20 protein-coding genes are annotated in these 24,255 nt (G+C 52.3%); 10 read left to right on the top strand and 10 right to left on the bottom strand.

What is annotated here, in order from left to right:
• Positions 1–2: 2 nt before the first annotated feature.
• From K7P01_RS16030 to K7P01_RS16045, 4 genes are all read left to right on the top strand, one after another.
• Positions 3–1,883, top strand: coding sequence for a RagB/SusD family nutrient uptake outer membrane protein (locus K7P01_RS16030; RefSeq protein ID WP_267294763.1), 1,881 nt, complete (start codon positions 3–5; stop codon positions 1,881–1,883).
• A 110-nt stretch (positions 1,884–1,993) separates the two neighbouring features.
• Positions 1,994–2,767, top strand: coding sequence for a peptidoglycan editing factor PgeF (gene pgeF, locus K7P01_RS16035; protein WP_267294765.1), 774 nt, complete (start codon positions 1,994–1,996; stop codon positions 2,765–2,767).
• Positions 2,768–2,844: 77 nt separating this feature from the next.
• Complete coding sequence (locus K7P01_RS16040) at positions 2,845–3,444, top strand: OmpH family outer membrane protein (RefSeq protein ID WP_267294767.1); 600 nt, start codon at positions 2,845–2,847, stop codon at positions 3,442–3,444.
• Between the two features lie 132 nt (positions 3,445–3,576).
• Positions 3,577–5,949 carry an ABC transporter permease gene (locus tag K7P01_RS16045; RefSeq protein ID WP_267294769.1) on the top strand — a complete coding sequence of 791 codons (2,373 nt, stop codon included), beginning with the start codon at positions 3,577–3,579 and terminating at the stop codon, positions 5,947–5,949.
• Between the two features lie 20 nt (positions 5,950–5,969).
• Here K7P01_RS16045 and K7P01_RS16050 read toward each other — a convergent pair whose 3' ends face one another.
• Together K7P01_RS16050 and K7P01_RS16055 are read right to left on the bottom strand one after the other, a co-directional pair.
• Entirely contained in the window at positions 5,970–7,202 is a 1,233-nt protein-coding gene (locus tag K7P01_RS16050; RefSeq protein ID WP_267294771.1) for a phospholipase D-like domain-containing protein, read from the bottom strand.
• A 131-nt stretch (positions 7,203–7,333) separates the two neighbouring features.
• Positions 7,334–7,747 carry an SWIB/MDM2 domain-containing protein gene (locus tag K7P01_RS16055; protein WP_267294773.1) on the bottom strand — a complete coding sequence of 138 codons (414 nt, stop codon included), beginning with the start codon at positions 7,745–7,747 and terminating at the stop codon, positions 7,334–7,336.
• Positions 7,748–7,924: 177 nt separating this feature from the next.
• On the opposite strand from K7P01_RS16055, the gene K7P01_RS16060 reads away from it, so the two are divergent.
• A complete protein-coding gene (locus K7P01_RS16060; protein WP_267294775.1) occupies positions 7,925–8,299 on the top strand; it encodes a VanZ family protein in 375 nt (124 codons plus the stop codon).
• Positions 8,300–8,308: 9 nt separating this feature from the next.
• Here the strand turns inward: K7P01_RS16060 and K7P01_RS16065 are convergent, their stop codons facing one another.
• Together K7P01_RS16065 and K7P01_RS16070 are read right to left on the bottom strand one after the other, a co-directional pair.
• Positions 8,309–8,863: an alpha/beta fold hydrolase gene (locus K7P01_RS16065; RefSeq protein WP_267294777.1), complete on the bottom strand. Its 555-nt coding sequence runs from the start codon at positions 8,861–8,863 to the stop codon at positions 8,309–8,311.
• A gap of 13 nt (positions 8,864–8,876) precedes the next feature.
• Complete coding sequence (locus K7P01_RS16070; protein WP_267294779.1) at positions 8,877–9,323, bottom strand: DUF1579 domain-containing protein; 447 nt, start codon at positions 9,321–9,323, stop codon at positions 8,877–8,879.
• A gap of 393 nt (positions 9,324–9,716) precedes the next feature.
• Between K7P01_RS16070 and K7P01_RS16075 the strand changes: the two genes are divergently transcribed.
• On the top strand, positions 9,717–10,094 hold the full coding sequence (locus tag K7P01_RS16075) for a DoxX family membrane protein (protein ID WP_267294781.1): 378 nt from the start codon (positions 9,717–9,719) through the stop codon (positions 10,092–10,094).
• A 66-nt stretch (positions 10,095–10,160) separates the two neighbouring features.
• Here the strand turns inward: K7P01_RS16075 and K7P01_RS16080 are convergent, their stop codons facing one another.
• Together K7P01_RS16080 and K7P01_RS16085 are read right to left on the bottom strand one after the other, a co-directional pair.
• A complete protein-coding gene (locus K7P01_RS16080; protein ID WP_267294783.1) occupies positions 10,161–11,045 on the bottom strand; it encodes an oxidoreductase in 885 nt (294 codons plus the stop codon).
• 87 nt (positions 11,046–11,132) lie between these two features.
• The gene (locus tag K7P01_RS16085; protein WP_267294785.1) at positions 11,133–14,081 is read right to left on the bottom strand and encodes a two-component regulator propeller domain-containing protein; all 2,949 of its coding nucleotides are present in this window, start codon (positions 14,079–14,081) and stop codon (positions 11,133–11,135) included.
• 156 nt (positions 14,082–14,237) lie between these two features.
• Here K7P01_RS16085 and K7P01_RS16090 point away from each other — a divergent pair, with 156 nt between their 5' ends.
• Together K7P01_RS16090 and K7P01_RS16095 are read left to right on the top strand one after the other, a co-directional pair.
• Complete coding sequence (locus K7P01_RS16090; RefSeq protein ID WP_267294787.1) at positions 14,238–16,004, top strand: cellulase family glycosylhydrolase; 1,767 nt, start codon at positions 14,238–14,240, stop codon at positions 16,002–16,004.
• 88 nt (positions 16,005–16,092) lie between these two features.
• Positions 16,093–17,226, top strand: a complete 1,134-nt coding sequence (locus K7P01_RS16095) for a sialidase family protein (RefSeq protein WP_267294789.1) — start codon at positions 16,093–16,095, stop codon at positions 17,224–17,226.
• Between the two features lie 254 nt (positions 17,227–17,480).
• On the opposite strand, the gene K7P01_RS16100 is transcribed toward K7P01_RS16095, so the two are convergent.
• Positions 17,481–17,774, bottom strand: a complete 294-nt coding sequence (locus K7P01_RS16100) for a hypothetical protein (RefSeq protein WP_267294791.1) — start codon at positions 17,772–17,774, stop codon at positions 17,481–17,483.
• A gap of 803 nt (positions 17,775–18,577) precedes the next feature.
• On the opposite strand from K7P01_RS16100, the gene K7P01_RS16105 reads away from it, so the two are divergent.
• Both K7P01_RS16105 and K7P01_RS16110 read left to right on the top strand, forming a co-directional pair.
• Positions 18,578–18,838, top strand: coding sequence for a helix-turn-helix domain-containing protein (locus K7P01_RS16105; RefSeq protein WP_267294793.1), 261 nt, complete (start codon positions 18,578–18,580; stop codon positions 18,836–18,838).
• Between the two features lie 752 nt (positions 18,839–19,590).
• Entirely contained in the window at positions 19,591–20,379 is a 789-nt protein-coding gene (locus tag K7P01_RS16110; RefSeq protein WP_267294795.1) for an OmpA family protein, read from the top strand.
• Positions 20,380–20,386: 7 nt separating this feature from the next.
• On the opposite strand, the gene K7P01_RS16115 is transcribed toward K7P01_RS16110, so the two are convergent.
• From K7P01_RS16115 to K7P01_RS16125, 3 genes are all read right to left on the bottom strand, one after another.
• A complete protein-coding gene (locus K7P01_RS16115; RefSeq protein WP_267294797.1) occupies positions 20,387–21,358 on the bottom strand; it encodes an ROK family protein in 972 nt (323 codons plus the stop codon).
• A 354-nt stretch (positions 21,359–21,712) separates the two neighbouring features.
• Positions 21,713–22,945 carry a XylR family transcriptional regulator gene (locus tag K7P01_RS16120; protein ID WP_267294798.1) on the bottom strand — a complete coding sequence of 411 codons (1,233 nt, stop codon included), beginning with the start codon at positions 22,943–22,945 and terminating at the stop codon, positions 21,713–21,715.
• Positions 22,923–24,233 (bottom strand): glucosidase family protein, encoded by a 1,311-nt coding sequence (locus K7P01_RS16125; RefSeq protein ID WP_267294800.1) that lies wholly within the window; start codon positions 24,231–24,233, stop codon positions 22,923–22,925. Before K7P01_RS16125 ends, K7P01_RS16120 begins: the two co-directional genes overlap by 23 nt.
• Positions 24,234–24,255 lie beyond the last annotated feature (22 nt).

The raw sequence follows: 24,255 nt of genomic DNA on the forward strand, positions 1-24,255 counted from the left end.
CCATGAAAAGCATACAAAAGAAAACAGGGCTGATGATCGTTTTACTGATCAGTCTGCTGGCGTGTAACGACGATTTCCTGAACACGCAACCGTTGAACGAAGTGTTGACCGAACGCGTGTGGAAAGATGCCAGCCTGGCCCAGGCATTTGTAACGGATATATACAACGGCCTGGGAAATGGCGGCTTTGATGAGCAGATGCTGGCATCGCTTACCGACGAGTCCATCTTTACCCACCCCGGCCGTGGTATCAATACCATCACCGAGTCACGCTCCAACCCGGCCGACAATGGCTGGATCAACAACACGCTGAACTGGACACAAATGTACCAGCGCATTCGTGCCTGCAACCTGGCCCTGGAAAACCTGGCCGCGCCGCAGTTCGAGAACACCGCGGGCATTGAAGCTTCGCGCCTGCTGGGCGAAGCACACTTCATGCGCGCCTATTTCTATCAGCAACTGCTGCGCTACTATGGCGGCATACCGCTGATCGATCGCTCGTACACGCTGGGTGAAGCCGACTATACCGTGGGTCGTAACACCTACGAAGAATGCGTTAACTTTATCGTCGCTGACTGCGATGCCGCCGCGGAACTGCTGCAAGGCAAAAATATGGCCAACGGTCGGGCGAGCTATGCGGCCGCGTTAGCGCTCAAGTCGCGCGTATTGTTGTACGCCGCCAGCGACCTGCACGATATTCCCACGGCGTCCGCGAAGTCTGATGTGATTGCAAATGCCAAACAACCGGCGGCACTGGGGTATATCTCCGGCAATCGTGTCGAGCGTTGGCAAAAAGCCCGCGACGCCGCCAAAGCCGTACTCGACATCGGCGGCCTGGGCTATGAAGTGGCGCTTACCGCACCCGTTACACCGGAACAGGGTACCGCCAACCACAGCAACGCTGCCCTGGCACGCAATGGCGGCGAGCGCGAGCTGATCTTCGCCCGCTATTTCATCAATGCCAAAGACGAAGGTGGCGCCTGGGTAGGTCGTAACAATGGACCGAACGGCTATCACAACTGGGCCGGCAACACACCGATACAAAACCTGGTGGATGACTTTGAAATGATCGACGGCACTACCTTTGACTGGAACAATCCGGCACATGCCGGCGCCCCCTATGCAGATCGCGACCCTCGTTTCTATGCTACCGTATTGTACGATGGCGCGGGCTGGAAACCACGTACGGCCGACGTCGCCGCCAAAGATCCCTACAACGAGATCCAGACAGGGCAATATCAAATTACCACTGCCTCTGGTACGGTAACGACCTACTTCGGGCTGGACACACGCCAGAGCTCTGTGGAGGATTGGAACGGCTCACGTACGGGCTATTACATGCGCAAGTTTATCGATTCCGATCCGGCCGTCGTAGACCAGAACACCCGTCAACAGATACCCTGGCCGGTGCTACGCTTCACAGAAGCTATTTTGAATTATGTGGAAGCCTGCATCGAGCTGGGTGAAGAAGATGAAGCCAGGACCTGGTTGAGCAAAGTCCGCTTCCGTGCCGGCATGCCGGAAGTCACCGAAAGCGGCCTGGCGCTGAAAGAACGATATCGCAATGAGCGCCGCGTAGAAATGGCCTATGAAGAACAACGTTTCCACGATGCCCGCCGGTGGATGATTGCCTCGGAGACCATTGGACAGAAGGCGGTGCGCATGAATATCACTGCCACGCTCAAGCCCGGCAAGGATGTGAAGACATACCGCTACGATCCGGCTAACTACAACTACGTATACGAGCCGCAGGAAATAGATCCCGGTATTGAGAACCGACTGTGGCTGGACAAAATGTATTTCCTCCCCATCCACCGCGATGAGATGAACCGTAACAACAAACTGGTGCAAAATCCCGGTTACGATATTACCGATGTGCCGTAGAGGTTAGCAACCCACCGTTAAAGAGCGCTACGCCGGGGCTCCAATCCGTGTAGCGCTCTTCCTTTATGTGCCTGCTGGAATTCTAAAGAAATCCAGTTTATTTGCACACCATGAAGAAAGTACAAATCGACGGCCTCGGCCTTTGGCAATTCGACCAACTGGGAACCGAGGCGGGAGTAAAACATTTTGTAAGCGATCGTGGACCTTATGGAGGCGAAAAGGAATTCACCCTAAGCTACTCCAGCTCTCCTGACCGCGAAGAAATCAAACAGAATCGCTATCGCATCGCCGCCGCCCTCGGCATCGTCGGCAACCGATTGTTCTTTCCATCACAAGTGCACAAAACGCGTATCGTACAGGTTGCAGAAGACACACCGGTCGAAGAACTGCTGGAAACCGATGCGCTCATCACCAACAAACGAGGCATCGGCCTGGCCGTCATGTCGGCCGACTGTGTGCCTATCATACTCTATGACAAAAAGAACCAGGCTATCGGTGCCATACACTCCGGCTGGCGCGGCACTGTAGCGCGCATTTTGGAAAAGACCCTGCACGAAATGCAACACGTCTATGGCACCCAAGGCGCAGACATCATCGCGGGCATCGGGCCTTCTGTTTGTCAGGACTCGTACGAAGTAGGCGAGGAGGTTGTACAAGCCGTAGACCAGGCCTTTGGCAAAGGTCAGGGACTGATGATACCGCAGCCCGAAGGCAAAGCCAAACTGGACTTGTGGAAAGCAAACGCATTGCAGCTCCTGGCGTTCGGCGTACCTGCCACACGAATCGAAGTGTCGAACCTGTGCACGGTAAAAAATAATAACTACTTCTTCTCCGCCCGCCGGCAGGATTCCGGCCGCTTCGCGGCGGGAATTGTGTTAGAATAAAATCCATAGAACTTTTTCGCCGGCCCTCACATCGTATAGATAGTCACATACTACTAAACTCCTAACGGCGTTACACTATGAAAAAGTGCATCCTCATGCTCCTGGCATGCTATTGTCCTATATTTACGCAGGCGCAGACAACACCCGGCAAGACGGGATATATCGATATCAATTATATCCTGACGCGACTATCCGAAGTAAAAACAGCCGAGGCAGAACTATCATCTCTGCAACAACAGTACACCAAACAACTGGAGGCAAAAGCACAAGTACTAAAGGCCAGGCAACAAGAGTACGTGGCGTCTGAAAGGACTCTCACGGACCCCATGCGACGAATTGCCCAGCAAGACATCCTGCTGCTGGAGAACACTCTGCAGAAGTTTCAGGAAGACGCCGTCGCAGCGTTGCAACAAAAGAAAACAGTACTCATGAAACCGGTGCTAACCAAAATACACCAGGCCGTAGAGGCCGTCTCGCGTAAAGAAAATTTCAGCATGGTATTAATGCAATCGGAAAATGTATTGTATGGCGACAGCGCACTGGACATTACGCTTCCCGTACTGGCCACACTGGGCGTGGCATTATCCGATACAGAGAAACAACAATACGGACAACCCCGAAACAACCTCTACAGCTGGCTCGGCATAAACGAACACCTATTGCCGATCAGGCAATAGTAAAGAATCCCGCTTTCGAACATTATTTCCCGCCAGTGGACAGATGCTGGCGACAAAGATCAAAAAAGGACGCCTTTACGGCTTGTTTTGAAAGTTGTACATTGGCAAGGGAAATGTATAGCCTTTGCTGTCATGATCAGAAACTACTTTCGCATCGCTCTCCGCGCCTTCCTGCGCAACGGCGTTTATTCCTTTATCAACGTGGCGGGCCTTTCAGTAGGCATCGCGTGCAGCATTCTCATCCTACTCTGGGTATACGACGAAGTCACCTTCGATCGTTTCTTCCCCAAGTATGAGCAACTGCACCGGGTGCAATCGCATACCGTCACCGATCAGGGCATCACCACAAATGTAGAAACCTCCATGCCGATGCGCGAGCACCTGCTGGCGGCGGACAGTCGTATCAAACGCTACGCCATTACAGTGGGGCAATATGGGTTGCTATCCGTCGATGATAAAAAGATCAATAAAGTAGGCTACGACGTAAGCGAGTCCTTTCTCGAAATGTTTGACTTCCAGATGCTGTCCGGCCATCCCGAGACTGCCCTCGACGACCCGCGCTCCATCGTGCTCACAAAATCTACAGCCACAGCGTTATTTGGTGATGAAGACCCCATCGGCAAAACCGTACAAGTTAAGCTAGAGAGCAAAGACGACCTGAAAGTAACCGGCGTCATTGCCGACCCACCGGCAAACCTCTCTTTATCATTCGACTTCCTGTTGCCCTTCTCATACTTCGAGGCCACCTCGGTGTGGGTAGGCTACGCCCGCAACAACTGGAACAACACGGCCTTCCAGACCTTTGTCGAGCTGCAACCTGGTGTTTCCGCTGCAGACGTGAGCAGCACCATCCGCGACATTGTAAAAAAGAACAACCCTTCGTCGCGCGACGTATCGCTCTTCCTGCATCCCATGTCCTGCTGGCATCTGTATGGCCATTTTGAAAATGGTCAGGAAGCCGGAGGCATGATCGCCTACGTCACCCTGTTCGCCGGCATAGCCATCTTTATACTCATCATGGCGTGCATCAACTTCATGAACCTGGCCACGGCCCGCTCGGAACACCGCGCCCGTGAGGTTGGCATTCGCAAGAGCGTAGGCTCCAGCCGCAAGCAGTTGATCGCACAGTTCATGGGTGAATCAATCTTCATGGCGGTAATCGCCTTCGCGCTAGCGATGGTCATCGTGCAAGTGGTATTGCCGTTCTATAACATGCTGATTGGAAAACACCTCGCGGTAGATTTCACCTCGCCACTTTTCTGGACCTTTTCCCTCAGCCTCATTCTCATTACCGGTGTACTGGCCGGCAGCTACCCTGCATTTTATTTGTCTTCCTTCCGGCCATCAAGCATACTCAGAGGCACGGACGGTGCAGCCGGTAAAGGCGCCACACCGCGACGCATGTTGGTCAGTGTACAATTTGCATTCTCCATCTTGTTAATCATCGGCACCGTCGCTGTGCACCAGCAAATACATTATCTGCAAGGCCGCGAACCGGGCTACGACCGTGAAAACCTGCTCATGATCACCAGCACGAGCGATATCGAAAAGAACTATCAAACACTGAAACGCGAGCTGCTGCAAACGGGCGCTGCCGTGTCCGTCTGCAAATCCAACAGCCCCATTACACGCATCTTTGCAACGAGCGAGATCGAAAACTGGACCGGCAAGCGCCCCGGTCAGCACATCGAGGCTACCAACATCGCGACGGAATACGACTACACGCGCACCATGGGCATCCAGATACTCGAAGGCCGCGACTTTTCTGAAGATTTCAAAAGTGACACCACCGCCATCATCATCAACCAGGCCGCAGTAGAAGCCCTCGGCCTGCGCGACCCCGTGGGCGACAAACTACAGATGTGGGGACAAACCTGGAACATTATCGGTGTCATGGACAATGTACTGATGGGCTCCCAGGCACATCACATCGGTCCGCTCGTCATGAGCTTCGACCCCAGCTGGTCCAGTACCATCAGCGTGCGTCTGCCGCAGGGCGACAACTTGCCGGCGATCGTCACGCAAGTGGGCGAGGTGTTTAAAAAATACAATCCCGATTATCCCTTCGAATACAAATTCGCCGACGCTGACTTTGCCACCAAGTTCCAAACCATGAACATGATCAGCGATCTGGCCCGGGCCTTTACCCTACTGGCCATCTTCATTACCGGCCTTGGACTCTTCGGCATGGCTGCCTTCACGGCTGAGCGGCGCGCCAAAGAGATCGGCATTCGCAAGGTCATGGGTGCATCCGTGGCAAGCGTCGTGCTATTGCTCACGCGCGAGTTCTCGCGCCTGGTAGTGTGGGCGTTTGTTCTGGCAGCGCCCGTTGCCTGGTGGGGTGTACATCAGTTTTTGGAACGGTACCCCGTTCGTATCGGCATGCCCTGGTGGATCTTCCCGGTAGCAGGCGTGACGGCGTTATTGATTACCGTGATCATCGTCAGCGCACAAGCCATCCGCGCGGCCATACGCAACCCCGTGGACACCCTACGGCGCGATTAGAAGCAAGATCTGAGAAATAGTTAGTGAGAGGAGGCCGACGGCACGATGTGCCGGTAGAGGGGCGTTAATACGTCCAGTGCCTGGGTAATCGTGGTCATGATCTTATCCGTGCCCACGGCCGGATCGCCCGGTCCATACGACCGGCTGATGATAAACGGAAAATACATTTCTTCATCCCCCTTCAGGAACTCCCACAGTGCATCCGCCTGCTGAAAGCTCTCGACGGGCTGAACGGCGCCGGCACACTCCAGCGTATAGCCAGGTCCCAGGGCTGCCAGTCGTTGCAGGAAAGCCGAGCGATAGCCGGGATCATACAATTGCTTGTGGAAAGACTGTCGGTCGGCCTTGCCCGTGCCGGCAAGGTCAGATGTAATGCCGATGCTTACGTTTTGTGGTCCCACCGTCAGGCGCAGGTGCAACGCATCGGGCGCGTCATTTGGCGTCAGGTCCAACCACAGACTGCGGAGCTTTTGAAAGTCGTGATCAGCCGGTATGAGGCTTGCTGTCGCGGGGACTGCATCGGTGCTATCCGCCAGTCCCTTCGTGCGCAACGTAGGCTTTAATGCATCGTATAGTTGTAACAACCTGGTCAGTACGGGTTGCCGCTCGGCCTGTGCTTCGGGTGTCGCGAGCAAAGCCTTCTGGCGGTCAAACGCCAGGAAATCCTCCTTCTTAAAATATTGAGTCTTAAAGCGAATGCTGTCCCATTGAAAACCCGCGGTAGTCAAGGCCAGTGCTTGGTCCAGCTCACGGCGCGAGGCAATCTCGCGTTGCTTCAGCGCGGGGTAGATTGCTTCGTACTCGCGCAATAGATTCTCTGTCAGCGGTTCAGCAAACTCGTAATAGCCCGTGAACCAGGACTTCAACGCCTCGATCTCCTTTGCATCATCCACCCGAAAGAACAGCTCCTCGTGATCCTTAATCCCGCCGAGGGTAAAGTGGCCGGAGCCAATAAAGGCAACGGACTTACGAAACGGCAGATCAAAAATGAAGAGGTTCGCATGAAAGAAATTTTTGGTATAGACACTCAGGGTAATCCGGTCCTGGTAGTGTTTCCAGAGGCGGCGCAGCACCGGTACAGACGTCAGAACGTCAAAGCCTGTCACGATCTCGATCTTGCACTTCGGCGGAATGCGACTATTAATAAAGTCAAATCCTGTCTGCGAAATAGCCGCCGTGGCAATATAAACGTGCTGGGCTTCGGCCAGTATTTTGCCGTTGATCAGAGGTACTGCAAGCTTCTTTACAAGCATGGAAGGAGGGAGCGCTGTGTGCTACGGGCGTAGCGGTTAACGATGGGGATGGGTGTGCGAGGTGTGTGGTTAGAGATTAAAGGGGCGGTCATTTGCTTCGAGGCAAATGACCGTAATGCCCTTTAAGCGAATTATTTCACGTTGTTGTTTACGATTTTCGCTAAGTCGAACATCGAGACCTGAGTCTTACCGGCAAAAACTACTTTCAGTTTAGCGTCGGCGTTGATCATACGCTTGTTCTTCTTGTCTTGCAGGCCGTTCTTCTTGATGTACTCCCAGATCTTCTTGATTACTTCAGTTCTGGGTACCGGCTTGTTGCCAATTACGTCTGCCAGAGCAGGGCTAGGTGTCATCGGCTTCATGAACGCCGCGTTCGGCTTGCGCTTAGCAGCCTTCTTCGGTGCAGCGGCTTTCTTAGGGGCAGCAGCCTTCTTAGGAGCGGCTTTCTTAGGGGCAGCAGCCTTCTTCACTACTTTCTTAGCAGCCTTTGCTGCCTTTTTCGGGGCTGCTTTTTTTGCAACCTTCTTACTCGCTTTTTTTGCCATTTTTCGAATGAGTTTAGTGTAAATAATTTTAAATATACATCCCTTCTGCATCACACCAAATAATATGCGATACAGTTTTTTTAAAGAGCACTAAAAGCATGCCATCACCAGTCATTACAGGCTTTACTCCCCTCGGAAAATGGCATCTTCTCATTCTTTTTTAGTTATTTCGCCCCCATGATAATGCGATACTCGTGGCCCGCGCTCGTGTGGCTGCTCATAGTGCTGGTGCTTACACTCATTCCCGGCCCGGCCATTCCCGACGTAGGTTTTTCCTTCCGGATCGACAAGATCGTTCACTTCTTTCTCTTTGGTATTCAGATGGTATTGACCGCCTACGCCCTCGAGAAACACACCCTATCAAGAGGCGCGCCGGCTCATCCCATACTGGTTTCCGTCATCTTTAGCATCGCCGCCGGCGTCGGCATAGAGTTCCTCCAACGGTTCGTTCCCGGGCGAAGCTTCTCGGTATTTGACATGGTAGCCAACACTATCGGAGTCGGTATTGGCTATTATGTTTTCCGTTATCTGAGGAAGCATAATCGCCTCTGAATCTCCTTATTATAGAAGTCCCTGAATGTCGCCAATCAGTTCGGGACAGGGCTTCGCGAAGAGATGCCCCATGCCGGCCGGTGTGCGTACCGTTGCCGTCGGCAGCAGCTTGGCGTAGTACTTCACATGGTCAGGAGACACTACATCGTCGTCGTCACTTTGATACAAATACAGCGCACGAATAACCGGTAGGCCAGTAGGGAAATCCTCCCGCAACATATATTCTGATACGTCCCAATCCTGTACTCCCCAATAAGGCACAGCAATCAGCACCATACCCGCGATGCGCGGCGTAAAGGCCTCTTCCGAGAGATATTTCAGCAACACCGACCCACCCAGCGAGTGCCCGACCAACACTACTTCGCCGGGTAGCGTCGGGATCAGTGTGTCCAGCGCTTTCTTCCACGAGGCATACGTCGGGTTGTCAGGCGAGGGCATGCGCGGCGCGAGCAGCGTAACACCCACACCAAGCCCTTCCCGCAGGCGACGCAGAAGATCGTTGCTCCCTTCGTGCTCATCCTCCTGGGAACCGGCACTGTGAATAAATAAGATCGTATGTTTCATAAGGATGGGCACTTTAGTGTACACGAGTTAACGTAATGTGCATCCAATCTTGCCAATGCACGCTGTCGTCGGTGCGCTCCCAGTGAGCTTCCATCGTATTGTCGCGTATGGTAAGGGTAGCGCGATCGGCAACACCTTGGAAGGTCCAGACATCCTGGTTCACCGTCGCCCGGTATGAACCGGTATTGCCCAGGTTGTCAAAGAAGGTAGTAAGATAAGTGTTGGTGGCGACGTCATAGCCAATGACTTCAAGCGTCTTCGCGTCGTCCGCGCCCATGCGTACATCCACATGATGTATCATAAAAAATTCTCCCGGCAGCCACTCATAGGTGTCTGTTCCTGCTATCTTCATAGCGGGAGCATCTTTCGTTGCCACTGTTTGCCCCTCGGTACGCCAGCGTCCTGCTAATACGCTCATCAGTTTATGTGCCGCTGTGGGCTGTGCATTTTCCATTGCCATAATTACCGTGTTATGTGTCTGATATTTTCTATAAAGTGTCGTGCCTGCTTACGTGAGTAGCCTGCTATGACGTAAGTCAAAGATAGGATCAGACCAGGCGACCTAACCGTCGCGAACATGACAACGTCCGGGGGATAACGAGACAATGCCGATCAGCAAAGCTCCACAGGGCGGCGGTCACGCCGGGAAATACCCGATTTGTTCAATTTCTCAGGGGGCAGGGTGCGGTACCCTGGTAACGACGCTGTCCTGATTGCCCCCTGATGTTGTCGCGAACTCCACTCACAAAACCGTCTTTTAAACGAGTATGTTTGTGCAACCAGAAGGTTTCATGTAAATTCATAACGAAACCCGACGGCAACAACAATAGAAAACCTTAAAACTATTATAACTATGAAAATCGCTGTAATCATCGTCCGCGTACTGATGGGCCTTCTTTTCCTCTTCTCATCCGTAACCTATCTGTTCAACCTCATACCCGTACCGCCCATGGAAGGTGACATGAAGACCTTCAGCGAAGGTCTTGCGGCATCCGGCTACCTCATGACCCTCATCAAAGTAACCGAGCTGATCTGCTCATTGGCACTCATCTCCGGCTTCTTTGTTCCCCTGGCACTGGTCATTCTCTTCCCCATCATCATTAATATTTTCTTCGTCCACCTCATGCTCGCTCCAGAGGGCATGCCCGTAGCCATCTTCCTCCTGTTAGCCAGCCTTTTCCTCGCCTACGCCAAACGCGACCACTATAAAGGCCTGCTGGCCGCGAAATAATAACAACAAAAATAAAAAGGGCGATGTACATGCTATACATCGCCCTTACACCTCCGCAGTGGTCCGCTACTTCGTCATCCCCATCAAAGCTTTCCCCTCCTCCGTCTCCAGGAAGTTTTTAGAATCCGCATGATCCGTGGAAAGCGTCACCGGCAGCCACTTCTCAAGCTCCGCCTGCCGTTGCTTATCCGCATGCTTCAGTAAACCTGCCGCCTCACTGCCCAACACCAAATGTATCGGCGCCGTCGGCCCAGCCACCAGCTCCACCATCACCTTCGCCGCCTTCTTCGGATCACCCACCGGAATAAACCCATCACCCTTAAAACGCGTAGCCATAAAATCAACCGTCGTCTCATACCCCTCTACATGCGGCGCATAGCTCATCGAGGCACCCGCCCAGTCTGTGCGGAAACCACCCGGCTCGACACACGTAACCCGAATGCCCAGCGGCGCAACCTCCTTCGCCAGCGCCTCGCTAAAACCACCCACGCCAAACTTCGCAGCCTGATAAATCGAAAGTCCCGGATTGCCTACACGGCCACCGATCGAGCTAACCTGCAGAATGTGACCCGCCCGCTGCTTACGCATATAGGGCAACACCGCGCGTGTTACTTCAATAGGCGCATAAAGATTCGTCTCCAACTGACTACGCACCTGTTCATCCGTAAACGCTTCCGTCGCACCGGTAATACCAAAGCCGGCATTATTCACCAAAACATCGATCTTCCCAAAATGAGCAACCACATCGCGCACCGCCTGGTATATCTCCTCGTGCTTCGTCACATCGAGCCTTACAGGATAAAGCAGATCCGGATACTGCAGCACCAGATCTTGTAGTTGTTTGGGATCACGCGCCGTAGCCGCTACACGATCGCCACCAGCCAAAACTGCTTCCGTCAAGGCGCGTCCCAACCCGCGGGAGCTGCCCGTAATAAACCATACTTTTGTCATTGTCTTTCTTGATTTAACAAGAGCAAAGGTAGGTCGGCACGTCACCCTGGGTTTTGTTCTAAAGCTCAATGTAGTTTGCTATGGAGCTCACACCACACGTCCCACCTGTTCCAAAAACGCAGTAATATCTTCCTCCGGCGTCAACCCCAACTTCTTCCGCAACCTATACCGTGCCATCTTCACACTCGTCTGTGAAATGCTCATCGCCGCTGCAATATCCTTTGTAGCAATACCAATCCGATACAATGCACACAACCGCAGGTCATTATTCGTCAGCTCCGGATAACTGGTTTTCAACGTATCCAGAAATCGCCCATGCACCCGCGAGAAGTGCAACGTAAACTCCATCCACTCCTTCTCCGGACTAAAGTTATAATTGATCAACTGCACCAACTGCCGAAAGTCCCGCAAGTTGCCCGATCGCGGACTACGCAACAGATCCTTAAGCTTCGTCTTAAGGTCATCCAGCAATCGATTCTTCTGAATGATCAACAACGTCGACCCCGTCAGCTCCTGACTCTTGGCCGCCAGCTCGTCATTCAGCTGCTGATTAACAAACTGTGCATGCCTCCGCTCCGTCTCTAACAATTGTTTATTCTTCGCCTCGATCTCCGTAGTACGCTGCGCCACCAACTGCGCCAGCGCGTGCTGCCGTCGATGCAGGTTGTTGATCTGCAAGTGATAGGCGGCGTACAGCCCGCCGGTAACAATCAACCCCAGCAGCACGGTAAACCACGCAGTCCTCCAAAACGGCGGCATAATCACAATACGCAACGAAGCATACTGCTCATTCCACACACCGTCATTGTTTGAAGCCTTCACCTGAAACGTATACGTCCCCGGATCGAGGTTTGTATACGTAGCTGTATTGACAGACCCTGCCTGAATCCAATCCTGATCAAAAGGCTCCAGCCGATAGGCATAACAATTCTTGTCGGAGTGACTAAAGCTCAACGCCGCAAAGCGCAGGCTGAACATGGACTGCGTGTGGTTTAGCATTACTTCATTCGTCTCGTCCATCGCCGGCCGCAGCGGTTTGTTAAAAACCTGAAAGTCCGTAATCACCACCGGTGGCACAAAAGTGTTCTCACGTATATGATGCGGCAGGAACGACGTCACTCCCGCAATACTCCCAAAATAGAGTCGTCCATCACCATCGGCATACCGTGCGCCGATATTAAACTCAGCACTGGCAAGCCCCGAATGGGTGTCGAAGTTCTTAAACGTTTTCTTTTGCACATCAAACCGCGACAACCCCCGGTTGGTACTGATCCAAAGAAAGCCCTGCTCGTCTTCCAGTATACCACACACAATATTACCGGCCAATCCATCTTCCTCCTGAAAACTGGTAAACGTATTGGTCCGATAATCATAGCGATTGATGCCCCCGCCATGCGTTCCGAACCATACGTTCTTTTCACGGTCTTCATAAATACAAACAATGTTGTCGCTGCTAATACCACCCGTGCCATCGTCGTGATAATAGGCCATAAATGTACTGTCGCGTTCCTGAAATACATTCAGTCCCGACACCGTCCCCACCCACAACCGACCGCGGCTGTCGCGAAAGATGCAGCGTATGGTATTGGAGCTGATCGTACGCTCGTCTTTCAGCGTATTGGTAAAAGATTGGAAGGTATTCGTACGCGTATCGAATACTTGCAGACCTCCATGGTTCGTGCCGATCCACATCCGATCGCCTTCGGGATATAAGGCCCACACACTGTTGTCGGTTAACCCATTACGCTTGTTGTACGTGGTAAATGTTCCTATCGCTAAATTTAAAACGGACAGTCCTCCCGTGTAGGTTCCGATATACATTCGTCCATTCGATTGGCTGAGGCAAAGCACGGTATTATCGGCCAGGCCGCCTGGCCGCTTCTTATAATACGTAGTAACATCACCTTCCTTTTGCACGAGCCCGCCACCATCCGTACCGAACCACAGATTTCCATCGGCACGATGGATGGCCAGCACCGAGTTGCTTTCATCCGCGTGCTTAACCTCTGCGTACGGCATCCGCTGCGTAAAAGCCGTGTCGGTCTTGTCAAATAAATAAACCCCACCCCGGTAGGTGCCCAGCCACATATCACCTTTGGTGTCCCGACAAAACGAGAGCACCACGTCCGTACCGTCGCGCACAGGCCCATCGTGTAACGGCAACGCGACGTCGGCCTGCTGGTCGAGCAAGAAAGCGCCGCCTTGATCCGTACCCACCCACAAATTGCCACCGGCATCTTCGCCTAACGCGCGTATAGGGTACCGGTGCTGCAAGGCTTTATACAGGCGAAAAGAGGAGGGAGCATCATAGCGAAGTAACGTACCATCTTCCCGCCCCACCCACACGTGGCCTTCGCTGTCGCGGCGTATAGCCGTGATAGGCGACCGGCCAATAGCGTCGGGGTAATTCGTCAGGATAGGGATAAAGCGTTTTGTGGAGGAGTCAAAGCGCAGCAACGTACCGACCGAAGTCCCCATCCACAATTGCCCCTGCCCGTCGCGACACAACGTACGCACCGAGTTAGCATTTTGAATACTGTCGTTTAACCGATAGTGATCCAGCGCACCGGTGCTGCGGTTAAACCGAAACAACCCACCCGACGCGCCAATCCACAAATGCTCGTCGTCATCGCCTGCAACAATCGCCCATACTGGCCGCATTGCATAGCAGCTCCGTTCGGGGAAGTCATAATTAGAAAAGGTATTCGTCTCACGGTGGTAACGCGACAGTCCTGCGCGTGTACCAAACCATAAGTTCTTGTCGTGGTCTTCATAGGCAGCATACACATCACTACTCGCCAATGAAGTGCTATCCGTCGAACGATTTTTAAAAACAGAAAAGCCCGTGCCGTCGTACTTGTTCAGCCCGTTCTGCGTACCGAACCACATAAAGCCACGACTGTCCTGAAAAATGGTATTGACCGTATTCTGCGACAGGCCGGCTTCAATGGAAAGCTGCTGCCACCGGGTGGATTGTGCCGGGCTGTGCGACGCAAAAAGCCATAGCGTGATGGATACGAGCAACGTGTTGCGCATAGTAGGGCGGGGATTACGTCGGAAAAATAGAAAAAACAATGGCTGTGCGCGACGCACACACGTCCGGAGCGAAAGGCACATGCCGAATGGCTTGTTTAGCCGGTAAGACGATGTTGGCAATTAATTTAGTATCATTGCTTTCCAACAATCAATCCCATGATGAATCTGAAACACCTTGCCCTGCCGGGCATGCTGTTGCTGCTTGTCACTGTTACCCACGGCCAGGGCTTTTTAAAGGCACAAGACAAAAAGATCGTAAACGAAAAAGGCGAAGAAGTGATCCTGCGCGGCGTTGGCCTCGGTGGCTGGATGCTGCAAGAAGGCTACATGCTGCGTGTGCGTAGCAACGGCCAACAGCAGCACGTCATTCGCCGTCGCCTTGAAGAGCTCGTCGGCAAAGAGCGCACCGACGCCTTCTATACCGCCTGGCTCACCAACCACACACGCAAAGCCGACATCGACTCACTGGCCGCCTGGGGCTTCAACTCCGTGCGCCTGCCCATGCACTACAATCTGTATACCCTCCCCGTTGACCAGGAGCCCACCCCCGGCGGGAACACCTGGCTCGACCAGGGCTTTGCCATGACCGACAGCCTGCTGCAATGGTGCAAAGCCAACAAACTATACCTGATACTCGACCTGCACGCCGCCCCGGGCGGCCAGGGCAACGACGTAAACATCTCCGACCGCGATCCTGCCAAGCCCGCCCTTTGGCAAAGCATCCACAACCAACAAAAAACGATCGCCCTCTGGCACAAGCTCGCCGAGCGCTACGCCAACGAACCATGGATCGGCGCCTACGACATCATCAATGAACCCAACTGGGGCTTTGAAACTCCCGACGACAAAAACGGCTGCGCCGAACAAAAGAACGAGCCCCTCAAAAAACTCATGGTCGACATCACCAACGCCATTCGCGAAGTAGACAAAAAACACATCATCATCATCGAAGGCAACTGCTGGGGCAACAACTACAACGGCATCTTTCCCCCGTGGGATAACAACACCGTGGTAAGCTTTCACAAATACTGGAACAACAACGAAACAAAAGACATCCAGAAATTCCTCGACATCCGCCAGCAGTACAACGTGCCCGTGTGGCTCGGCGAGTCGGGTGAAAACTCCAACGCCTGGTTCCGCGACGCCATCAACCTCATGGAGACCAACCACATCGGTTGGGCCTGGTGGCCTTTCAAAAAACTGGGTGCCAACAACCCCCTCGAAGTAAAAGTACCCGCCGGCTACCAACAGATCCTCGACTACTGGGCCGACAAGGGCCCTAAGCCCACCGCAGAGGAGGCCCACACTGCCATCACCGCCCTCGCCGAAAACCTCAAGATCGAAAACAACGTCTACCACCGCGACGTAGTCGACGCCATGATCCGACAGCCCCATAGTGACAAGGTTGTGCCGTTCAAACCCCACACCATTAATCAACCCATCGCCGCCACCGACTACGACCTGGGCCGCAACCGCTATGCCTACTTCGACCTCGACACCGGCAACTATTATATCTCCAACGGCGGCACCCGCTCCACCGGCAACAAAGGCCACACCTACCGGAACGACGGCGTCGACATCGCCCAGCAGGAAGGCAGCAATCCCGAAGTATACTATGTATCAAACATCGACGCCGGCGAGTGGCTGGAGTATACTGTCACCATCCCTCAAGCAGGCAACTACACGGTGCTGGCAACAGCATCCGCCACCGCCTCTGGCGGCAAGGTATACGTAACTATAAACAAGACCATGACAAAGACCGCCGTCATACCGCACACAGGCAAACCCACCGATTGGAAGACCGTACCCATCGGCACCCTCCAGCTGGCTCAAGGCCCGAACGCCATACGGATATACGCGGTTGCCGGCGATTTCAACCTCAAAACTATAGAAGTAGTAAAAGATGTCCGGAAGAAGAAATAACTAGTAATGCATCTGGCGTAATCTGGGTAACCATACAAAACACATCATCCGTCGTCGCACGCAAAGGAATATTATTTGAGATTATAAGATGATCGAAAGAAAAAGTAACAGCCACATATATCGTGCAGCATTAATATTAATCTGCTCGCTAACAGCAGCCACCACTGCCGCGCAACAAAAGAAGAGCGGTCTAGTCCCTGCCGGCGGCCCCTTCAAAGTCCTCAGCGCCACCACAGAATATATCTTCGAGCAAGGCCCCTTCAAGTCCGTCCACGCCTCCACCGTAGTAGAGCTGCCCAACGGCAACATCGCCGCCGCCTGGTTCGGCGGTGACCACGAAGGCGCCAGCGACGTCTGCATCTGGATGTCCATCCGCGACGAAAAGAAGGGCTGGTCCCGCCCGCTAAGAATTGCCGACGGCGTACAACCAGACTATAAAACACAATACCCCTGCTGGAACCCCGTATTATTTCGCGTGGGCAAAAAGCTATACCTGCACTATAAAGTCGGCCCTAATCCCCGTGAGTGGTGGGCGCTGTATAGATTTTCCGACGACAACGGCCACAGCTGGTCCACTCCCGAGCCCATGCCCGAAGGTTTTCTCGGTCCCATCAAAAACAAACCCCTCCAACTCTGGGACGGCACTATTTTATATCCCTCCAGCACCGAAAGCATAGACGAAAAACATTGGAACATTCACATCGAAGGATCCGACCCGGGCATGCAGGACTGGTGGTGGGTAGAGATTCCATGCGGCGATTTCCAGGTGATCCAGCCCACGCTGATGGAGGTTGGTCCCAGCGGACGTGGGGTGCGCCAGCGGCCCATCAGGCTTCTGGCCCGAAGCAAACACAATGTACTTTTCGAAAGCTGGTCACACGATGACGGCAGAACATGGTCATCCGTTCGTCCCACCAACATACCCAATCCCAATTCCGGCGTCGACGCCGTGTCCTGGGGAGAGCGTCAGCTGCTTGTATACAATCCGTTGCCTGCGGGCAAAGCGTGGTGGGAGGGACGCTCAATACTCAAGCTGGCAGTATTAACACACGATAAAGCCGAAGACATCTATACCTTCGAAGATCATCCCATGGGTGAATACAGCTACCCTGCCATCATTGTCGGCAGCCAAGGTATAGTCCACATAACCTATACGGATGTTCGTTCCCGCATCAAATATGTTCGCATGGAGGTCGGAGTACCAGTATCAGTGGCAAAATGACGCCAAAAGGCCGAAGGCCCCGCAGCCTCCGGCCAGGCACCTATGCAGACCTGGCTGCACTGCCTACTGGTAAAAAATCCTGGAATAAAAAATTCTTAAAAGAGGCCGAAGGCAACAAGCCTCCGGCCCGGGCACACGTGCACTACTAGCATGCACAGTGCCCACCCCCTTATAATAATATGGTATCGAAAAAAGAATCGAAAAGAAGGCCGAAGGCGGCAGACCTCCGGCCCGGGCGCATCGGCACTACTAGCCTACCGTGCACCCAAAACAAAGACCGCCAGGGCACGCGTGGCACTTCCCCACAAACTCTTCCGGACGTCGTTAAACAAACCGGCCACCCACTGCCACAGCGTTGCCCCGGGGCCTTCGTTATCGTAATGATTATTGATGAACTTAATAATTTCGAGGTGCCGCATCAGCATGTCAACCTCCCGGTTGAGTTGCGGCTGCGTCTTGTCTATATCCTGGCGGCTTAATTCTTTGGCCAGTGGCACCAGCTTCTCTAAATATTCTCGCAGTAAAGGCGTATAATGAACATACTTCATGAATGAAAAAATGTTAGCGTATAGGAAAAGAGTCGTTCTAAGGCTCCCATAGGAGAGCCCGTACATAGGCATCCAACGCTGCGCATTGCAGCCGGCAATCGAAGTCTTTTCCCGCATAAACGCTCGGCCCACAGGCCGGGTGGCGCTAACACATTCGGGCTCCTTCGCGGTAATACTCAGAATTTTGTGCCCCTTAGTTAGAGCAAAGAGTGTTCAGATCCATAAACAGCAATGGAGGACTTGCCTCGCACAGACGGCTGTTCAGGTGTTTAATGGTATGTAGATGATTGATCAGGATTTCCACTTCTTCGTTTAGCTGTCCCCACGTTTTCGTTGCGTCTTCCCGGCCTATTTCTGCAGCAATGGATAACATTAGCTTTAAATGATCTTGCATTAACGTCGTGTATCTAACGGTTTGCATATGTATTCAAAATTTGAATTAGTAGATTGGTCTCATAAACGGGTGTTTAATAGTGATTTTTTTACCAGTATGTTGTGGGATTGCTCCTATGGCGGTGCTTGCTCGTTATGCGGCAGTTGTGTGTTTCTGAGGAGTGTTTTTGTGGATATAGCGATAATCATAATCTCTGTTTTTTAATAATAATGTAAAGTAAATAATCACTCGCAATCTCTTCAAGTATTTCGCAACATAGTATAGCGCATCTTGAGAATATATTATACCCTAAACTATTCTTCTACCTTTTCATTTACCTTGACTCTATAAAATTGAAAGAACAGCCAGGCAGGCCCCCAACTTGCGCAGTACCTTCTTATCGATTTCTAAAACTAAACTGCTCCAAGCGATGAAAGAAGAAGACATCCTGCTCCAGCAATTTGCCAATCGTATAGCCCGCATCTTCAAAGACCTACGAAAGCAAAAAGGCCTTCCCAGCTACGAGTCCTTCGCCTTCGTACACGACTTACCCCGCGCCCAATACTGGCGCGTCGAAGACGGCAAATCCAACCTAACCCTCCGCACCATCGCCAAGCTCCTCGCCATTCACAACCTAACCATAGACGAATTTGCTGAATTATTGGCCAACGACCAGGAGCAAACCCCGTAGGTATAACTGCTTCGAGATGCAGAGACCCGTCAGCGTGCCGATCTTACTTATCGAGGCGCCAGCCATGGGCCATCTTCAACTACGCAAGCCGTTACGCTCTGATGCCTTTTTTGCCCGAAAAAGTTATTTTTTGTTGCTCAAAATGCTGATAATTAATTCATTGCACGTTTATGAATAGTGCAATTGCATCTTTTTATGAAAGATATGTTGACCCGTCAAATTACGATACGACCCCAGGACATCGCTGTTTCCATATGGGAGCTGAAGCCCATGGAACTGGCGGGAGGATACTGTAAGTATACTTTAAGTATACTTTATGTATGCTTTATCCCTACTGTTGGTCCGGCTAGTCCTGGATGCTATCAGACCTGCAAATTTGAGTTTTTCGTAAGGCGCTAAGGATGCCCCAGTGTGGCTTTGGCTATTGATGACCGGTTCTACTGTTTGATAAGTCCAATCTGCCTTCATTTTTCAATACTGGAATGTTAAGAAGCTTGCATGTTGGTTTACGCTGCAAACAGTAAGCATGTAAGATTTCATCCAATAAACAAATTTCACCTGAAAGGAATCACTTCATCGCTTAAAAAGGTCTTCCCAGCGATACGGTAGTCTTTAGCAAGCGGGTTTATAGACGTCGACGCGTTAAATCGTTCATGCATATTACCTCAGATTGAGGACAAAACACGCCCAGAGGTAAACCAGGGTTTGTCGATCACTTACTTTTAAACGATTTTCCATATCCAATACCTGGTATGAATACTCGCATGCTTATCCATCGTCCGTCGTTTGTAATTCGGCAGATAGGCATTATAACATTCTTAATGCTGATAGCCTGTGGTTCATCAGCAGCCCAGAATTTCTGGGGGCGGGGCTATAAGAATAGAACCAAAATGTATAGCACGGCCTGTGGGCTTTCCAAAAAATGGAAGAAAAAACCTCGTACTAATCGCAAGGGCTCGTATATAAAGGAAAAAAATGTTGTATTAAGCAACTATACTAAAACCACACCTCAGCCCAAGCCTAAGCCTCCGGCGCCGGAAGTGGTGAAAACAGAGCATAAGATCGAAAAGATAGATGACCAAAAACTGGAACAGCTCCATCATAAAGAAGATCAGGTACTCGTAGAAAATAAGCTTCCGGAGCCTACCTCTGAAAAACACGAGCAAATCAGGAAAACGGTGGCCGAGAAGCTGAAGACCAAACCCGATTCAGAGCCGCTTCCCCTGGCGCCGCTGTATTTCACCTTTGCCGAGGACGAGTTTGCCGTCGTAGACATGGAGCCTTTTCTGATCGCCACCGAGTACGCGCTACAGGGACATTCGGTATTGATAGAAGGCCACACCGACGACCGCGGGGCAGATGACTACAACATGCAGCTCTCCATCAAACGGGTTCAAAAGATACGTCAGCTCATGCTCGACATGGGCGTGCCAGACGAACGAATCTCTATCGTAGGATACGGCGAGACAGTCAAGAAAAATTCCAATAAAACAACCGAAGGCCGTCAGCTGAACAGACGTATTGACTTTACGGTGTTCTAAAAATTACCTACAGCGCACTAACACCCTGCACCGGTTGTCGGCCCTTCCGCAGAGTCGACAGGGCATGGTACATTCCCAGCACCCCTGCAAACTCTGTCTGTACGGCTGGTACAATCTCAGGCGCATTGTCTTTCACCCAAGAGTGTTTCGCCACCATCTCCCGCACCGTCGGAATGATCACATCCTGGCTTTTCATAATCCCACCACCAATTATAATACGCTCAGGGTCATATGCGTGAATCAACGAAATAATACCGAACGACCATACCTTTAGACAGTGTGTTAAAACCGCCTTCGCCAGTGCATCACCGGCGCGACTCTGCGCAAAGATGTTCTTAAATGTAATGTCCTGCTCGTCCGCCAACGCACTGCTCGTAAACCCCGCCTGCTTCCGCACATATTCTTCCAATGCCCAAGCCGAGCACTCCGTTTCCAGACAACCAACATTGCCACAGTTGCACGTACTACCATGCACATTCATCGTTACATGGCCCCCCAGGTTGCCCGCCACATGATTGCGCCCCCGAAGTAATTTGCCGTTGATCAACACAGCGCTACCAAAACCGGTACCCAACGTCACCAGCACCAGGTTGTCACACTGCTGCCCTGCACCATACTGCCACTCGCCAACCAACGCCGCCCGCGCGTCATTCTCCACCGCCAGGGGCACCCCCCAACGCCGGTCAGCCCACGCCGTCAGATCAAAATCCTGCGCATCCGGATATTTTACATAACGTGACAGAATCTTTCTATTCCCCGCATCCACAATTCCCGGAAACGCTATCCCAATGCCAATCGGCGTAAGTCCATGCTCGCGCAATAAACCATCTGCCACATCCCCCACGCTCTGCAACCGCTGCTCCAGGCTCACCTGCGACTCCGCATCGACCTTTGTATGCACCAAAATCTTTCCGTCAGCCACCAGACCAATCTTGATCATGGTACCGCCCATGTCAATCACCACTCCAACTTCATTCATAGAATTTTCTTATCGTATTACTCAGATTGAGCTTTGCATGTCAATATTTTTCCCGACAGGGGGTCATAGCTTCAGCGAAGGAGGATCAGCATATAGACGCAGATAGTCCCGCACGGTAAACATTACTCCAGGCACTAGCCGGACACCCCGGCATTTGGGTAACGTTTACCAGTGCAAGACATCCAACCGACCAATTAACCCAAATGGTCTTGTACTGCCGGTCAATTACCCCCTGCTTTAAGGTTCATTGCCGTCAGCACAATACAAAGATGCTTGCAGCCACACAAAAGCGCCTGTCAGATTGCGTCAACGAATAAGCGAATTGCGTTTTATGGTTGTGGTAAGGAAAGCGTGTTACCCCTTGCGGGCGCCAAAAGCCTTGCGGTACTCTAACGGATTGTAACCCGTAGCGAGCTTGAAGTAACGGGTAATGTTAGCAGGATTATCAAACCCCATCTCATACGCGATCTGCTGCACATTGAAATCAGATTCCGCTAGCAAGTACTGAATCCGGCGAATGCGCACCTTCTTGATCTCATCCAGGATCGACGAGTTGAGACGCTGGCTAAATTTCTTCTCGAGAATGCGGCGCGAATGTGTCGTGGCCTCGACCACATCGTTCACATCAATATCCGCAGCTGGCGCATGCGTGTTAATAAACGTCAAGGCCTTCCGCACCTCTTCGTCATCAATGGCCAACGCACTTGTCGACTGCCGGTCAATAATCGCCTTCGGCTTATGGATAAAGTTCGCAGCCGGTCGCTCCGCCGTCTCCATCCAGGTCAACAGTCCCTGGGCAATCTCAAATCCTGCCTGCACGGCATTCTGATCAATACTCGACAGCGTAGGCTGCGTCATCTCACACAACAACGAGTCGTTATCAACACCGAGAATCGCCAGCTCATCCGGCACAGCATAGCCTGCATTCTTCGCAGCCTCCAGTAAATGTATATTCAGCTCGTCCGTAACCGAAAAGATTGCACAGGGCTTCGGTATAGCCCGCAACCACGCAGAAAGACTCTCCGGCAAATCTTCCCACAGCATCGTACGGTCATCAAACAGAAACACACTTGGCTGTATACCGGCCACCTTCGTCGCACGACTAAAGCCCACCTCCCGCTCGGCCGACCATTGAAACTGGCGAAAGCCAAGAATACCAAAATGTCTATACCCTTTATTCGAAAAATACTCGGCCGCCAATGCACCGATAGCCTCGTTGTCGGCCCACAAATTAACCGCACCTTCATACACGGCCGTGTGGGGTGAAACAATAAGCGGTACCTGCCACGCCTGCACACTGCGCAACCCCGGCATTTCCCGCGCAATAATGCCTTCGGGATGCCAGTCTGACAAACGCTTCAACAGCTTGTCCTGGTTTTCGGGATGAATGTATCGGGGTGAGTAAAAGAAGAAGGTGAACTTGTCGTACAGTTTATTGAAATGCGTAATGCCCTTCAGCACGTCGCGGTCATACGCGCGGGCGGCGTCCAATAATACGGCAACTTTAAAGCGTTTGGTTCTCACGGCGCGTGCAATGGCCCGTGCGGAAGATAGCGATAAAACATCACTTTGCCACCTTCGGATCATCCGCCCATTGTTCCAGCAGCACAATGGCTTTGTACAACACACCGGCCGAACCACGAAACGTACCCGAACCCTTCGGCTCGTTCGTCACAGAATACCATTCAAAGAAACCTTTGTTGCGCTCGGCACGGTCCAGCATCGGTTGCAGCTGTTGCACTGCCTCCGTCACAAAACCGTGCAGTACCAGCTGCTGAATCATCCGTCCACCAAACCAATCCCAGTCGCCGCCGTTCTGGTAGCCATAAGGATACATACCCTCGTTTACAAAAGTGCCTTTGGGGTAGGGGGGATATAACGTGAGCCCGATGGTCGGTCCACCGCTGGCCTGTACGTTGTGGATCATCGTTTCGAGAGAAGCACGAATCTCATCCCGGCTCAGCAGCCCCGCCTCGATGGCCACCGCTGTGCCACCATGATAATAGATCGCATTTTCATCCACACTGTCAGGAAAAGGGCTGCCATTTAAGTATACGTGGGGAATGAATTTCCGACGCGATGTATCCCACAAATGCTTGCGCACATTCACCGCCACAGCCTCCCGTATCGGCCCCCAATCGTCACGTTTGGCCGGTAAGAGTTCCAGGAAGTTGTCGATTGCAATAAGCAACATGGCATTGTCATACACGTCAATTGCATAATGCGTATCTTTTGTAAGATACACCCCCCAGTTGTGCTCGGGCTGCACGTCGCCCCAATCGGCCGTCGTCGCGCCATAAATCAATCCGTGTGCACTGTCATACCGTTCGTTCATCAAAAACTGCAACGACCACTCCAGCCGCTCGGCCACAGTCTTACCGCCAACGGTATCCCGCAACAGGGTGGAGTCTTTCGTAGCGCGTATATACTTGTAAACCGCCTGCACCAACGACGACTCCTGGTCGGTCTCCACCGTATTTTTGTGACCGGCATAACGCGGTTCCAGATTCGAGTAGATGTAGCTATAGCCCACACCGGCTTTCTCTTTCGGGATAAAACCGTCAATGATATTGCCGTCGTCACCTTGCAGCCGGAAAAACACCAGCAGGTTTTCCCGCAACTGTTCGGCCGGAAGTACTTCCGCCGAAAGCTCAATAAACGTGTTATAGTCGCGGATCCACACTTCACCATAACCATCCCCCGCGTTAAAGCCTGAGCGCACCACCGAACGTGCCAGGTCTTTCGTATAAACGTAGCTTTTGTTCTCCCGTATCTGGCGGGCAAGCTCCTGCGTGTCATCCGAACCAGTACAGCTCCAAAAACCGAGGGTCACCAGCAGCGAAGCCATGATGATGTTAATTGTCTTCTTAATCATAATAAATATTGTCAGGCCGTTG

The organism is Parachryseolinea silvisoli, from assembly GCF_021190955.1.
GTDB classification, from domain to species: domain Bacteria; phylum Bacteroidota; class Bacteroidia; order Cytophagales; family Cyclobacteriaceae; genus Ohtaekwangia; species Ohtaekwangia silvisoli.

What these genes read in the sequence shown, in the direction of transcription:
- K7P01_RS16030 (WP_267294763.1), top strand. Translation starts at nt 3, where the DNA reads ATGAAAAGCATACAAAAGAAAACAGGGCTGATGATCGTTTTACTGATC.
- pgeF (WP_267294765.1), top strand. Translation starts at nt 1,994, where the DNA reads ATGAAGAAAGTACAAATCGACGGCCTCGGCCTTTGGCAATTCGACCAA.
- K7P01_RS16040 (WP_267294767.1), top strand. Translation starts at nt 2,845, where the DNA reads ATGAAAAAGTGCATCCTCATGCTCCTGGCATGCTATTGTCCTATATTT.
- K7P01_RS16045 (WP_267294769.1), top strand. Translation starts at nt 3,577, where the DNA reads ATGATCAGAAACTACTTTCGCATCGCTCTCCGCGCCTTCCTGCGCAAC.
- K7P01_RS16050 (WP_267294771.1), bottom strand. Translation starts at nt 7,202, where the DNA reads ATGCTTGTAAAGAAGCTTGCAGTACCTCTGATCAACGGCAAAATACTG.
- K7P01_RS16055 (WP_267294773.1), bottom strand. Translation starts at nt 7,747, where the DNA reads ATGGCAAAAAAAGCGAGTAAGAAGGTTGCAAAAAAAGCAGCCCCGAAA.
- K7P01_RS16060 (WP_267294775.1), top strand. Translation starts at nt 7,925, where the DNA reads ATGATAATGCGATACTCGTGGCCCGCGCTCGTGTGGCTGCTCATAGTG.
- K7P01_RS16065 (WP_267294777.1), bottom strand. Translation starts at nt 8,863, where the DNA reads ATGAAACATACGATCTTATTTATTCACAGTGCCGGTTCCCAGGAGGAT.
- K7P01_RS16070 (WP_267294779.1), bottom strand. Translation starts at nt 9,323, where the DNA reads ATGGCAATGGAAAATGCACAGCCCACAGCGGCACATAAACTGATGAGC.
- K7P01_RS16075 (WP_267294781.1), top strand. Translation starts at nt 9,717, where the DNA reads ATGAAAATCGCTGTAATCATCGTCCGCGTACTGATGGGCCTTCTTTTC.
- K7P01_RS16080 (WP_267294783.1), bottom strand. Translation starts at nt 11,045, where the DNA reads ATGACAAAAGTATGGTTTATTACGGGCAGCTCCCGCGGGTTGGGACGC.
- K7P01_RS16085 (WP_267294785.1), bottom strand. Translation starts at nt 14,081, where the DNA reads ATGCGCAACACGTTGCTCGTATCCATCACGCTATGGCTTTTTGCGTCG.
- K7P01_RS16090 (WP_267294787.1), top strand. Translation starts at nt 14,238, where the DNA reads ATGATGAATCTGAAACACCTTGCCCTGCCGGGCATGCTGTTGCTGCTT.
- K7P01_RS16095 (WP_267294789.1), top strand. Translation starts at nt 16,093, where the DNA reads ATGATCGAAAGAAAAAGTAACAGCCACATATATCGTGCAGCATTAATA.
- K7P01_RS16100 (WP_267294791.1), bottom strand. Translation starts at nt 17,774, where the DNA reads ATGAAGTATGTTCATTATACGCCTTTACTGCGAGAATATTTAGAGAAG.
- K7P01_RS16105 (WP_267294793.1), top strand. Translation starts at nt 18,578, where the DNA reads ATGAAAGAAGAAGACATCCTGCTCCAGCAATTTGCCAATCGTATAGCC.
- K7P01_RS16110 (WP_267294795.1), top strand. Translation starts at nt 19,591, where the DNA reads ATGAATACTCGCATGCTTATCCATCGTCCGTCGTTTGTAATTCGGCAG.
- K7P01_RS16115 (WP_267294797.1), bottom strand. Translation starts at nt 21,358, where the DNA reads ATGAATGAAGTTGGAGTGGTGATTGACATGGGCGGTACCATGATCAAG.
- K7P01_RS16120 (WP_267294798.1), bottom strand. Translation starts at nt 22,945, where the DNA reads ATGATCCGAAGGTGGCAAAGTGATGTTTTATCGCTATCTTCCGCACGG.
- K7P01_RS16125 (WP_267294800.1), bottom strand. Translation starts at nt 24,233, where the DNA reads ATGATTAAGAAGACAATTAACATCATCATGGCTTCGCTGCTGGTGACC.